General features: G+C 60.1%; 12 protein-coding genes. 8 read left to right on the plus strand and 4 right to left on the minus strand.

Annotation, left to right across the window (positions count from 1 at the left end; all coding sequences use genetic code 11):
• The first annotated feature begins 114 nt into the window (after positions 1-114).
• From N6L24_RS01635 to N6L24_RS01650, 4 genes are all read left to right on the plus strand, one after another.
• The gene (locus N6L24_RS01635) at positions 115-480 is read left to right on the plus strand and encodes a VOC family protein (protein WP_271842899.1); all 366 of its coding nucleotides are present in this window, start codon (positions 115-117) and stop codon (positions 478-480) included.
• Positions 481-663: 183 nt separating this feature from the next.
• Positions 664-1941 carry a DUF3422 family protein gene (locus N6L24_RS01640; RefSeq protein WP_271842900.1) on the plus strand — a complete coding sequence of 426 codons (1278 nt, stop codon included), beginning with the start codon at positions 664-666 and terminating at the stop codon, positions 1939-1941.
• Positions 1942-2006: 65 nt separating this feature from the next.
• Entirely contained in the window at positions 2007-3182 is a 1176-nt protein-coding gene (gene argE, locus N6L24_RS01645; RefSeq protein WP_271842901.1) for an acetylornithine deacetylase, read from the plus strand.
• Positions 3183-3184: 2 nt separating this feature from the next.
• The gene (locus N6L24_RS01650) at positions 3185-4354 is read left to right on the plus strand and encodes a M20 aminoacylase family protein (RefSeq protein ID WP_271842902.1); all 1170 of its coding nucleotides are present in this window, start codon (positions 3185-3187) and stop codon (positions 4352-4354) included.
• A gap of 9 nt (positions 4355-4363) precedes the next feature.
• On the opposite strand, the gene moaA is transcribed toward N6L24_RS01650, so the two are convergent.
• Entirely contained in the window at positions 4364-5368 is a 1005-nt protein-coding gene (gene moaA / locus N6L24_RS01655; RefSeq protein ID WP_271842903.1) for a GTP 3',8-cyclase MoaA, read from the minus strand.
• A 68-nt stretch (positions 5369-5436) separates the two neighbouring features.
• Here moaA and N6L24_RS01660 point away from each other — a divergent pair, with 68 nt between their 5' ends.
• A complete protein-coding gene (locus N6L24_RS01660) occupies positions 5437-5850 on the plus strand; it encodes a hypothetical protein (protein WP_271842904.1) in 414 nt (137 codons plus the stop codon).
• A gap of 8 nt (positions 5851-5858) precedes the next feature.
• Here N6L24_RS01660 and N6L24_RS01665 read toward each other — a convergent pair whose 3' ends face one another.
• Genes N6L24_RS01665 through glmU form a run of 3 tightly spaced genes read right to left on the minus strand, consistent with a single transcriptional unit; the run spans position 5859 to position 9723 of the window.
• Positions 5859-6536: a DNA alkylation repair protein gene (locus tag N6L24_RS01665; protein WP_442872576.1), complete on the minus strand. Its 678-nt coding sequence runs from the start codon at positions 6534-6536 to the stop codon at positions 5859-5861.
• Between the two features lie 5 nt (positions 6537-6541).
• Positions 6542-8368: a glutamine--fructose-6-phosphate transaminase (isomerizing) gene (glmS, locus tag N6L24_RS01670; RefSeq protein ID WP_271842906.1), complete on the minus strand. Its 1827-nt coding sequence runs from the start codon at positions 8366-8368 to the stop codon at positions 6542-6544.
• Positions 8368-9723 (minus strand): bifunctional UDP-N-acetylglucosamine diphosphorylase/glucosamine-1-phosphate N-acetyltransferase GlmU, encoded by a 1356-nt coding sequence (glmU, locus tag N6L24_RS01675; RefSeq protein ID WP_271842907.1) that lies wholly within the window; start codon positions 9721-9723, stop codon positions 8368-8370. Before glmU ends, glmS begins: the two co-directional genes overlap by 1 nt.
• A gap of 157 nt (positions 9724-9880) precedes the next feature.
• Here glmU and N6L24_RS01680 point away from each other — a divergent pair, with 157 nt between their 5' ends.
• From N6L24_RS01680 to N6L24_RS01690, 3 genes are all read left to right on the plus strand, one after another.
• Complete coding sequence (locus N6L24_RS01680) at positions 9881-10558, plus strand: HAD-IA family hydrolase (RefSeq protein ID WP_271842908.1); 678 nt, start codon at positions 9881-9883, stop codon at positions 10556-10558.
• Between the two features lie 84 nt (positions 10559-10642).
• Positions 10643-11845, plus strand: coding sequence for a DegT/DnrJ/EryC1/StrS family aminotransferase (locus N6L24_RS01685; protein ID WP_271842909.1), 1203 nt, complete (start codon positions 10643-10645; stop codon positions 11843-11845).
• Positions 11846-11896: 51 nt separating this feature from the next.
• Positions 11897-13102 (plus strand): MFS transporter, encoded by a 1206-nt coding sequence (locus N6L24_RS01690; RefSeq protein ID WP_271842910.1) that lies wholly within the window; start codon positions 11897-11899, stop codon positions 13100-13102.
• The last annotated feature ends 84 nt before the right edge of the window (positions 13103-13186 follow it).

Here is a 13186-nt window from a genome sequence, read left to right on the forward strand (position 1 = left end):
TGACAAGAGATGAAAGACTGAAAGCCCCGCCTCTGGCGGGGCTTTTTCTTTGGATGTGCTATGCTTGGTCGTGGCTGCGCGGCGGCACCCCGCAGATGATGAAAGGTATGACAGATGCAAAAGGTAGACGGGATCGGCGGGGTCTTCTTTCGGGCCGAAGACCCAAAGGCGCTGGCAGAATGGTATGAGCGGCATCTTGGCATTGATCCGGTGGCCGAGGTGCCCTGGACCACTGCGGCGGGCCATACGGTCTTTGCGCCCTTTGCCAAAGACACCAGCTATTTCGGGCGCGACAGCCAGCAATGGATGATCAACTTTCGCGTGGCCGATCTGGCCGCGATGATTGCCCAGCTTGAGGCGGCGGGTATCGCAGTTCAGACCAATCCCGCGTGGGATGCAGATGGCGCCTACGGCAAGTTTGCCCGCATTCACGACCCAGAAGGGAACCCGATAGAGCTGTGGGAGCCGCCAAAGGCCTGACCCGTGCGCGGGCAGGCCATGGTGGATGGTTTGCCCGTTTGGTCAAAGCGACCGGATTGCACCGGATTCTCAGTGGCTTAGAGTTACTGTATACCGTTGTATTCCTCTAAGTCATTGAAAATGAATAAAAATCTTTACAAAGCTGCTGCAATCGCTACTTTGCCCTGAAGAACAGGAGCCATTATGACGCCGATTGAAAACCATCCGCAGCGCTTTGCATTGGCCAATGAACTGCACGCACGCCCTTTTCCGTCCCTGTTGGCCCCGTCCACAGCGGCGTTTCTGGCGATCAAAAAGGGCACCGACGCGGCGGCGCGCGATACCGGCGAAGATCTGGCCTATTTGATCAAGCTGCTGGATCGTTTCGGTGCCCCGCACCCGCAACCCGGCGCGACGCATTATTCGGGCCAAATCGGGCGGCATGAACTAAAGTGGGAACAGCACACTGAATTTGTGACCTTCACGGTCTTTACGCCGGGGGTGTCACAGCGCCCATTTGATCCGGCTGAGTTTGATGTCTTCCCCGACGACTGGCTCGCTGAGGCACCGGGGCTGCGGTTTACATCGGCCTTGATCCGCGTCGAAGCGCGGCCAGATCAGGCGACGATTACCCAAAACCTGAAAGACTGGTTTGTGCCCGAAAGCCTTGCGGTCAGCGAAGTTCTGGATCAATCGGCGGTGATCGCGGGTGACTTTCGGATCGACAATGCCGGGCACCTGCGCTTTGCGGTATTTGTGCCCGAAACAACCGGCAAACAACGCATTGGCCGTATCGTGCAGCGCCTGTGCGAGATTGAAACCTATAAATCGATGTCGATGCTGGGCTTTTCCCGGACGCGCGAAATGTCGAGCCATCTTGGCCGGATCGAACCGCAATTGAGCAAATTGATGGGCGAAATGGGCAGTGAGGCGGACGCGGAACAGACCCTGAATGGTCTTTTGGCCATTTCCGGAGAGCTTGAAACATTGGTGGCGCGCGCCTCTTTCCGCTTTGGGGCGACGCGGGCCTATCAAGCCATTGTTGAGCAGCGGATCGATGTGCTGCGCGAAACCCGCTATCAGTCGCGCCAGACCTTTACCGAGTTCATGATGCGTCGCTATGAACCTGCGATGCGCACTGTGGCCTCTACAGAGGCGCGCATTCAATCGCTGGCGGATCGGGCCATGCGTGCCGGCGATCTGCTGCGGACCAAAGTGGATGTTGCGCGCTCTGCGCAAAACCAGAAACTGCTGGCCAGCATGGATCGCCGCGCGGATCTGGCGCTGCGCCTTCAGGAAACTGTCGAAGGCCTTTCGGTTGTTGCCATCAGCTATTACGCGGTCTCGCTGGCGGGATATCTGTTTTATCCTCTGACCTCGGTTCTGGGCATCTCCAAAGGGGTGCTGATCGCGGCGCTGACACTGCCTGTCATTGCAGCGGTTTGGTATATGGTCCGCCGAATTCGCGCCCGCATGCACTAGCAGCGCTTGGTAAAGGGGCGCAGTTTGGCTAAGACTGGGGCGCAGGCTGTTGCAAAGGGGGCCCCATGGCTGTGATCCTGTCACCACGCGAGATTTTGGAACGTCTCGTTGCGTTTCCGACCGTCAGCAGCGCAAGCAACCTGCCGCTGGTCGACTGGGTCGAAGAGTATCTTGCCAGTCACGGCATTCAGGCGCAGCGCCATTACGATGACACCGCCGAGAAAGCCGCGCTGTTTGCCCATGTGGGGCCCGGCGTGGCGGGTGGGGTCGTTCTTTCGGGCCACACAGATGTGGTGCCGGTGGCCGGACAGAGCTGGGACAGCGATCCCTTTCAGGTGACGGAAAAAGACGGTCGGCTCTATGGCCGCGGCACCTGCGATATGAAGGGGTTTGATGCGCTGGCGATTGCCGCGATGGTGGCGGCGCAGCAGCAGGGCGTAAAGCGCCCGCTGCAATTGGCGCTGAGCTACGATGAGGAAATTGGCTGCATCGGTGCGCCGGGCATGATTGCCGCCATGGCGGGCCTGCCGCGCGCCTCAGTGGTGATCGTGGGGGAGCCGTCGATGATGAAGGCGGTGAATGGCCATAAGGGCACGGCCTCGTTTCAGGTGCACCTGCGCGGTCATGCGGTGCATTCTTCGCTGCTGCATCAGGGTGTCAGTGCGATCATGGAAGGGGCCAAGTTGATCGACTGGGCCAATCAGCGCAACGCCGAGAATATGGCCGCAACGCCGGGCACGCTGGCCTCGGTGTTTGATCCGCCCTGTACCACGTTGCATGTCGGCATGATCAAGGGCGGCACCGCCCATAATATCACCGCCAAAGACTGCTGGTTTGAGGTTGATTTTCGGGTCGTCCCCGGCGAGGCGGTGCGCGACTGGCAAGAGGCTTTCACAGCAAAAGCAAATGAAATCGCCGCCGCCATGCAGGCGGTTGTGTCGGAAACCGGCATTGACCTGACGGTCGGCTTTGATGTGCCGCCGCTGGTGCCGGAAAATGATGGGCCCGCCGAAAGATTGGTGCGCCGCCTCACCGGGGACAATGCCAGCCATGTGGTGTCTTACGCCACCGAGGGGGGGCAGTTTCAGCAGGCGGGCTATTCTACGATCATCTGCGGCCCCGGGGATATCGCGCAGGCCCACCAACCCAATGAATATCTTGAACGATCCCAACTTGCCGCTGGCGAGGCTTTCATGCAGGCGCTTTTGGCCGAATTGGCGCAGCCGCAAAGACCGGAGTAACCATGCCCATTAAGAACCGTTTTGCCGAGCTGCTGCCTGAGATCACAGCCTGGCGGCGTGACATTCACAGCCACCCCGAGATCTTGTTTGACACCCATCGCACGGCGGCGCTGGTGGCTGAAAAACTGCGCGACTTTGGCTGTGACGAGGTGGTCGAGGGCATTGGTCGAACCGGTGTGGTGGGTGTCATCAAGGGGCGCAGCCAGCGCTCGGGCAAGGTTGTTGGTCTACGCGCAGACATGGACGCGCTGCCCATCCAGGAAGAAACCGGGCTGGCCTATGCGTCCAAAACGCCGGGGGCGATGCATGCCTGTGGTCATGATGGGCATACCGCCATGCTGCTGGGCGCAGCGCGCTATCTGGCGGAAACCCGCAATTTTGACGGCACGGCTGTCGTGATTTTCCAGCCCGCCGAAGAGGGCGGCGGCGGCGCGCGCGTCATGTGCGAAGATGGGCTGATGGCGCGGTTTGGCATTCAGCAGGTCTATGGCATGCACAACTGGCCGGGGGTGCCCGCGGGGCAGTTTGCGATCCGTGCTGGCGCGTTTTTTGCCGCCACGGATCTCTTTGAAATCAAACTGGTGGGGCGCGGGGCGCATGCGGCCAAACCGCATGACGGCATTGACCCGACGGTGATGGCCAGCCATGTGGTGCTGGCCCTGCAGACCATTGCCAGCCGCAATGCCGACCCGGTGGATCAACTGGTGGTGTCTGTCACCAGCTTTCAGACCAGTTCAACTGCCTTTAACGTCATTCCTCAGAGCGTGACCATCAGGGGCACTGTGCGCACCATGAGCACCGAGATGCGCGCCCTTGCCGAAGAGCGTATTCGCGCCATTTGCACCCTGCAATGTCAAAGCTTTGGTGGGGACGCCGAGATCAGCTATCGGCGCGGCTATCCGGTTATGGTGAACCATGCGGCGGAAACCGAGTTTGCCGCGGATGTGGCGCGCAGCGTCAGCGGGGCCTGCGCAGAGGCACCGCTGGTGATGGGGGGCGAAGATTTCGCCTATATGCTTGAAGAGCGCCCGGGGGCCTATATTCTTGTCGGCAATGGCGACACGGCGATGGTGCATCACCCGAAATATGATTTCAACGATGAGGTCATCCCAGCCGGCTGTAGCTGGTGGGCTGAAATTGCCGAACAGGCCATGCCCATAAGTGCCCGGTAGGCGGCGGGTTTATCCGCCCGTGTGACTCATGTGGCGGCTCATCTGACCGCCCACTTCCTGACGCGAATAGTCAAAATCATGGCCCTTGGGCTTGAGCGTTATGGCGCGCCGGATCGCGTCTTCCAGTTCGGCATTCTCGGCCGAGGCCCGCAGCGGCGCACGCAGGTCCGCCATATCCTCTTGTCCCAGACACATGTAAAGTTGCCCGGTGCAGGTCAGGCGCACACGGTTGCAGCTTTCGCAAAAATTATGCGACAGCGGTGTGATAAAGCCGATTTTCTGCCCGGTCTCTTCCAGCCGCACATAGCGCGCCGGGCCGCCCGTGCGCTCGCTCAGTTCGGTCAAAGTGTAGTGCGCACCATAGGCTTTGCGCAGATCTGAGAGCGCCCAATATTGGTCCAGCCGGTCCTCATTGCCCAGATCGCCCATGGGCATGACCTCAATCCAGGTCAGATCCATGTCGCGCGCGGCGCACCACTGGGTGATGGGTAGCAGTTCATCTTCGTTCACGCCCTTCAGCGCCACAGCGTTGATCTTGACCCGCAGCCCGGCCTTTTGCGCCGCGTCAATGCCACGCAGCACATTTTCCAGTCGGCCCCAACGGGTGATCTGCGCGAATTTGTCGGCATCAATGGTATCAAGCGAGATATTCACCCGCCGCACGCCGCAGGCATAAAGGTCATCGGCAAAACGATGCAGCTGACTGCCATTGGTGGTCAGGGTCAGTTCTTTCAGCTGGCCGCTGTCCAGATGGCGGCCCATGGCGCGAAAAAAGGTCATGATATCGCGGCGCACCAAAGGCTCCCCGCCGGTAATGCGCAGCTTTTCCACCCCAAGCGCCACAAACTGGCTGCAAAGGCGATCCAGCTCTTCCAGGGTTAAGAGATCCCGCTTGGGCAGAAAGGTCATATCCTCCGCCATGCAATAGACGCAGCGAAAATCGCAGCGGTCTGTGACGGAGACACGCAGATAGGAGATGGCGCGCTGGAAAGGGTCGATCAATGGGGCTGTCATGTCGTAGAGTTAAGCATGGCCTTTCGGCAGAGCAAGCCTAATTCATTATGAGTACGAGGGGATTTTGTATGAAACACATGATTTTGATGCTTTCCGGGGTCGCGCTGTCTGCCTGTGCAGTGGTGCAAGAGCCCGCGCCGATTGTCGCGCCAGCGCCGCAGGTTTCAGGCCCGGTCACAGAGCCAGAGGCCCAGATCCTTGCCGAAGCCGCCAAAGTTGATCCGGGCGGCAGCACAAAGACCGGCGTGCTGGGCACTACGATTGCGACCTTGGATGCCAAGCTGCCGGGCATGATGGTGAAGACGCCGCTGGTTGATGTCACCCAAGATGGGCAGATTCAATACGCCGGGCGCACGGTTAAGGTACAGCTGATCCCGATCACTGGCCCGGACACCGGCGGTACTTTTGTGTCGCTTCCGGCGATGCAGGCGGTGGGGGCTCCGCTTGCGGGGCTGCCCAAATTGACTGTGATCGGGCTTTGAGCTGCCGCTTAGTCGAGGTAGCGCGCGGCTTCCTTGCGGGCAAAGGCTTTCATCTGATCGCCATGCGCCGCCAGAAAGGCGCGGGCGCGCGGCGCGTCATGCTTTGACAGATCGCGCAGCCACCAGGCCACGGCCTTCTGAATGAACCATTCCGGGTCGTTCACATAAGACGCGGCCCAGCCCAGAATGCGATCACGCGCCGCAAGTTCATGATCTTTGGGAAAATTCTGTTTAGTCCAGGGCAGGGTGATCACCAGCGCCGCGCGGCGCGTCCACATATGATCGGATGTGGTCCAGGTTTCGATGGTGTCCAGCCGCGCCGGATCGGCCACCAGCCGTTTTTGACCGGCCGCGCAGGCATGGTCGGCGATGGCCCAGCTGTCAAAATCCGGCACCCAGCTTTGGATCAGTGCCCAGGCCTCGTTATCCGGGCGCAGCCGCGCCTGCGTCAGAAGCTTTGCCGCCGCGATCCGCGCTTCAAAAATGTCACTCTGCCAAAGTGCATCCGCCAGGGCGACACGTTCCGCAACCGACAGGCTTTGCCGCCAGGCTTTGGTGATGTCGTTCAGCGCCGGGTTTGGCACGCCCAGCACGGGGCGTGTCTGTTTGTGATAGCTGGCCTTTTGCGCGGCAGTCTCAGGTGCCGCCTCTGCCCTCAGTGCACTCAGGGCCTGCTCCAGCGTCAGCGCCATTATTCCACCGTCACCGATTTGGCGAGGTTGCGCGGCTGGTCCACATCGGTGCCTTTGGCAATCGCAGTGTGATAGGCGAGCAGCTGCGCCGGGATCGCGTAAAGGATCGGCGTGAGGATCGGCGAGACCTCTGGCAGTGTGATGGTCTGCCAAGTGTCTGCGCCGCCTTCCTTTGCTCCGCGCGCATCGGTGATCAACAGCACTTTGCCATTACGGGCCATGACCTCTTGCATGTTGGAAATCGACTTATCAAACAGCGCGTCCCGCGGGGCCAGAACCACCACTGGCACATGTTTGTCGATCAGGGCAATGGGGCCATGTTTCAACTCGCCACTCGCATAAGCTTCGGCGTGTATGTAACTGATTTCTTTGAGTTTAAGCGCACCTTCCAGCGCCAGAGGATACATCAGGCCACGCCCCAGGAACAGAATGTCACGGGCCTCGGCCAGCTTGCGCGCCACGCCTTCCATCTGGTTTTCCACCGCAAGCGCGGTGTTCAGAATGCCCGGCAGCGCGCGCAGCGATGACAGGTGATCGCTGAGGGTTTCGCGATCAACCGCGCCGCGTTCCCCTGCCGCCTTGAGCGCCAGCATCAATAGCACGGTCAGCTGGCAGGTGAATGCCTTGGTCGAGGCAACGCCAATTTCCGTACCCGCCAGAATGGGCAGCGCCAGATCGCTTTCACGCGCGATCGAGCTTTCGGCGACATTCACCACCGAGATGATTTTTTCGGCTTTGCCCGCGCAATAGCGCAGGGCGGCCAGCGTATCAGCGGTCTCGCCCGACTGGCTGACAAACAGCGCCACAGTGCCCTTGGTGATGGGCGGTTCGCGATAACGGAATTCAGAGGCGATATCGACCTCTACCGGGATGCCGGCGAGCTGCTCAAACCAATATTTCGCGGTCAGGCAGGCATAAAACGCTGTGCCGCAGGCCACCATGGTCAGACGCTCGACCTTGGTGAAATCAAGATCGGCCCCATCCGGAAGGGTGATTTCGGTGCCCTCGTTGGAAATATAGTGGCGCAGAGCTTCGCCGATCACTGTGGGCTGCTCGGCGATTTCTTTGGCCATGAAGTGCTTGTGCCCGGCTTTGTCCACTTGGGAGGCAGAAATTTCGATGGTCTTTTTCTCGCGCGTCACCTTGGTGCCCGCGGCGTCAAAAATCTCAAGCGAGGTGCGGGTCAATACGGCGCAGTCACCTTCGTCCAGATAGGTGATTTCACTTGTCAGCGGGGCCAGTGCGATGGCATCCGAGCCAATGAACATTTCGCCGTCGCCATGGCCAATCGCCAGCGGCGAGCCCTTGCGCGCTGCGACGATCAGATCCTCTTCGCCTTCAAACAAAAACGCGACCGCAAAGGCACCATCAAGCCGCGCCAGCGCCTGTCGCGCCGCCGCCACCGGCGCAAGGCCCTGCGCCAGATACATCTGTGCCAGCAACGCGATGGTTTCGGTGTCGGTCTGGGTGCCAAATTCAAACCCGGCCTCGGCCAGTTCGCTGCGCAGCTCACGAAAGTTTTCAATAATGCCATTGTGCACCACGGCGACGGGGCCGGCGCGATGGGGGTGGGCGTTGTCTACCGATGGCGCCCCGTGGGTGGCCCACCGGGTGTGGCCAATGCCGGATTTGCCCCGCAACGGGTCATGCACCAACAGATCAGAGAGGTTGACCAGCTTGCCGACCGCACGGCGACGCTCTAGCGTGCCGTCGTTAATCGTCGCAATGCCCGCGCTGTCATAGCCGCGATATTCCAGACGCTTGAGCGCCTCAACCAGCAGAGGGGCCGCTTCGTGGTGGCCAAGTACACCGACAATTCCGCACATTATTCTTTTCCCTCGTCCCGCTTGGCCTTTTTGGCCTTTAACATTTCAAACAATTTACGTGCCATGCCCGGTTTGCTGACCTGCTGCGCCCGTGCCAGCGCTAGGGCACCATCCTCGACATCTTTGGTGATGACAGAGCCGCTGCCGGTCATCGCCTCATCCCCAACGCGCACCGGGGCCACCAGCATGGTGTTGGACCCGATAAAGGCGTTCCGGCCAATGGTGGTTTTGTGTTTCATCACCCCGTCATAGTTGCAGGTGATGGTACCTGCACCGATATTGGCGTACTCGCCCACCTCGGCGTCGCCGACATAAGACAAGTGGTTCACCTTTGCGCCCGTGTCGATGATGGCATTTTTGGTTTCGACAAAATTGCCGATCTTGACGTCTTCGGCCAATTCCGTGCCCGGACGCAGCCGCGCATAGGGGCCGACGATGCCGCCACGCGAGACATGCGCGCCTTCAAGATGGCTGAAGGCCCGAATGCGCACGCCGCTTTCCACCGTCACCTCGGGGCCAAAAAACACGTTGGGTTCAATCACGCTGTCGCGGCCAATCACGGTATCATGGCTCAGCCAGACAGAGGCCGGGTCCACGAGGGTGACGCCATCTAGCATCAACTCTGCGCGGGCGCGGGCCTGAAAGGCGGCTTCGGCCTCGGCCAGATGCGCGCGGGAATTGACGCCCATGGTTTCGCTGCCGTCGCAGGCAATGGCGGTGGCGGAATGGCCCGCGTCGCGCGCCACTTTGACAATATCAGTCAGGTAGTATTCACCCGAGGCGTTTTCGTCATTAATGGCGTCCAGAAGGTCAAAGAGCAATGTGCCTTTGATCAGCATAACGCCGCTATTACAGAATGTTACGGTGCGCTCTTCATCCCTGGCGTCGGCAAATTCGACAATGGATTGCAGGGCATCATCCTGCATGATCAGACGACCGTATTTTTCGGTGGCGTCGGCATGAAACCCCAAAACAACCACAGCGTGGTCTGCGCGTGCGGCCACCATCCGTTCCAATGTGTCTGGTTGAATAAACGGCGTGTCGCCGAACAGCACCACAACGTCGCCGTCAAACCCGGCGAGCGCCTCGCGCGTGACCATGACCGCATGGCCGGTGCCTTTCTGCTCTTCTTGCAGAACAACCGTCGCCTCGGGATCATAATCTGTTGCGGCCTTAGCCACTGCATCAAAACCATGGCCAGCCACAACAACGCTGCGCTCTGGATTGAGCGTCGCGCCTGCTTTCATCGCGTGCACCAGCATGGGCGCTCCGGCGATTTCATGTAATACCTTGGGCATGTCGGAATTCATCCGCGTGCCTTTGCCAGCGGCCAAAATGACCAGCGCGATGCTCATAATGTTTTCTCTTTGTAATTCGCTTGCGGTCGTTTTATCCGGTTGGGCATGGGGCGCAAGGGCCGCAGGCATCAAAGAAGGTTGCGAGTTGTAACAGCGATGGGCGCTTTCTCGCTTGATCTGCGGTGCAGCGCGCACAAAAGGCAAAGGGACAGGCATGAAATCGGTGATTTTTGATCTGGATGGCACGCTGGCGGACACCAGTGGCGATTTGCTGGCCGCGGCCAATGTGTGTTTCCGCGATATGGGCCATGGCGACGTGCTGCACACGGGCCGCGATGCCGGCATTGCCCTGCGTGGAGGGCGCATGATGCTGACACAGGGTTTGAAGCGCATCGTGGCCTATGACCCGGCCACAGTGGATCGCTATTATCCGATGCTTCTTGAGGCCTATAGCAGCGCCATTGCGCATCACACGCGGCTCTATCCCGGGGCAATGGAGTCGGTGGCGGCTCTGGTGGAACTGGGTTTTGGGGTCGGGATCTGCACCAATAAACCCGAGGCGCTCGCCGAACAATTGTTGCAGACGCTCGGCGTGCGCGACGCTTTTGGCGCGCTGGTCGGGGCTGACACGCTGCCGGTGCGCAAACCGGATCCGGCCCCTTTGCGCGAAACGGCGCGTCGTCTTGGGGGTGATCCGGCGCAATGCCTTTTGGTGGGTGATAGCGATACCGATCGCAACACCGCGCGCGCGGCAGGCGTGCCCTCGGTGCTGGTGACATTCGGGCCAAGCGGCGAGGATATGGCCGCGCTGCAGCCAGAGGCCCTGTTGGCGGATTTCACCGCGCTGCCAGATGTCGCGCTCAGCCTGCTGGGTCCGGCGCGCGCGCCCTAGGGCAAGGCAAATCCGCAATTTCGAAATTTCAAATCCAGCCCCGGCGCATTGACGTATGGCGGCACAATTCACGAAAGTGGTCCCATGACAGAGGTATTCACCGGCAATTTCACCCAGCAAGAGCCGATCCCGGAGGAGGGCATCGCAGCAGCCGTTGCCGTCATGCGCAGTGGGCGACTGCATCGCTATAACGTGGCCGCTGGTGAGGCGGGCGAGGTGGCGCTGCTCGAGCGTGAGTTTGCCGACTACCTAGGGGCCAAATACTGCCTCGCCGTGGCCTCCGGTGGCTATGCCATGGGGGCGGCGTTGCGGGCGTTGGGGGTGAAGCCCGGCGACAAGGTTCTGACCAACGCCTTTACGCTTGCGCCCGTGCCAGGGGCGATTGCAGCGGTGGGCGCGGTGCCGGTGTTTGTCGGCGTGACCGAAGATTTGGTGATCGATTTGGAGGATCTGGCCGCCAAAGCAGATCAGGCGGATGTCTTGATGCTGTCGCATATGCGCGGGCATCTTTGCGATATGGAGGCCTTGATGGCGCTTTGCGATGCGCGCGGTCTGCGGGTGATCGAAGATTGCGCCCATACCATGGGGGCCGATTGGAAGGGGCGGCCGTCTGGGCTTTGGGGGGTGATGGGCTGTTATTCCACCCAGACCTACAAACATATCAATTCTGGCGAGGGCGGGTTTCTGGTGTCTGATGATGCCGAACTGATGGCGCGGGCCACCATCCTGTCGGGGTCTTATATGCTGTATGACCGGCATCTTGCCGCCCCTGCGCCCGAGGTATTTGAAAGGGTGAAATACCACACGCCCAATGTCTCGGGCCGTATGGATCATCTGCGCGCGGCGGTTCTGCGTCCGCAGGTGCGTGCGCTGGATGCGCAATGCGCGGCGTGGAATGCGCGCTATCTGAAAATCGAAGCGGGCTTGCGCGGCACGCCGGGTCTCAAGGTGATTGACCGCCCAGAGGCCGGGCGGTTTGTCGGCTCTTCCATCCAGTTCTTGCTGCTGGACTGGGGGGAGGCGCATATCAAGGACGTCGTGGCCCGCTGTCAGACCCGCGGTGTGGAGCTGAAATGGTTTGGCGGCAAGGAACCTGTCGCCTTTACCTCGCGCTATGACAGCTGGCGCTATGCGCCTTCAGCGCCCATGCCTGCCAGCGACCGTATTTTGGCGTCGATCATGGACATGCGTGTGCCACTGACCTTTAGCCTAGAGGATTGCGCGCTGATTGCCCGGATCATTCAAGAAGAAGTGCGCGCAGTGCATCACATTGTGCACGGCGGATAGCCAGCGCCTAAAATGTCTTGCTTTGCTCAGGGGCGCGTCCGATAGATCGGTATGTTTAAGACCCCAGCCATTACGTTTATTTTGTTGACCCTGATGATTGATGCCATCGGCATTGGCATCGTCTTCCCGATCATGCCCGATCTGATGGATCGCGTTGGGGCCGGAGATACCGGGCAGGGCGCGTTTTGGGGTGGGTTGCTGATGGCGGCCTATGCTGCGGCCTTATTCCTAAGTGGCCCGATTGTTGGCAGTATTTCAGACGCCATTGGGCGCAGGCCGATTTTGATTGCGGCGCTTGCGATGCTGGCGCTTGATTATGTGATCATGGCGGTGGCCGAGAGTTTCTGGCTGCTGTTGCTGGGGCGTACGCTGGCCGGTCTGGCAGGGGCGACCTATATCACGGCGACGGCCTATATCGCTGATATCTCATCGCAAAAAGACAAGGCCGCGAATTTTGGTCTGATCGGCGCAGCCTTTGGCATCGGGTTTGTGCTGGGGCCTGCCGTCGGCGGCCTCGCAGCCGGGATCAGCATTTCCGCGCCGTTTTGGATTGCGGCGGCCTTGTCGGCGGCCAATGCGATCTTTGGCTTTTTTGTATTGCCCGAGAGTCTGCCGCCAGAAAAACGTCGTCCCTTTGGGCGGCGGGATCTTAACCCGTTTCGATCAATGTTTGATGCCTTCCGCCTGCCGGGGCTGGCGGTGCCCCTGATCTGCATCTTCATCTTTGAATTTGCCAATATGGTCTATCCGACCTTGTGGGCATTTTGGACCCGCGAGGTGTTTGATTGGCCAACGCTCTACATCGGGCTGTCGCTGGCGGCCTATGGCGTGTTGCTGGCCGGGGTGCAGGGCGGGTTGATGCCGGTCTTTATCAATTGGATCGGGGAATACCGGACTTTGATGCTGGGCATGGGGTCAGCTGTGGTTGGGTTGATTGGCTTTGGCTTTACTGGGTCAGTGATCGCGCTGGCGGTGTTTTTGGTGGTTGCTGCCTTGGCGGATCTTGTCCCCACGCTGATGACAGCCATGGCGTCAAATCAGGCGGATGAGGATCGTCAGGGTCTGGTGCAAGGCGTGATTGCATCGCTGTCTTCGGTGGCGGCGATCTTGGCACCAATTGTGATGACCGGCCTGTTTCAGGCTTCGGTGGATGACAAGGGTGTCTATCTGCCCGGCGCGCCATTCTTCTTTTCTGCGTTGCTGGTGATTGCGATGGTCCCCTTGGTGATCCGCCTGCGGGGCCACGCAGCCGCCTGATCGCAGCGGAATTACAGGCATTTTGACAAAGGAACGTCGCGTCCAAACGCGGTACGCACCCTTGCGTGAATCAAGGGTTTCCGT

Origin of the sequence: Cognatishimia sp. SS12, assembly GCF_028369055.1 — a bacterium.
Taxonomy (GTDB): Bacteria; Pseudomonadota; Alphaproteobacteria; order Rhodobacterales; family Rhodobacteraceae; genus Cognatishimia.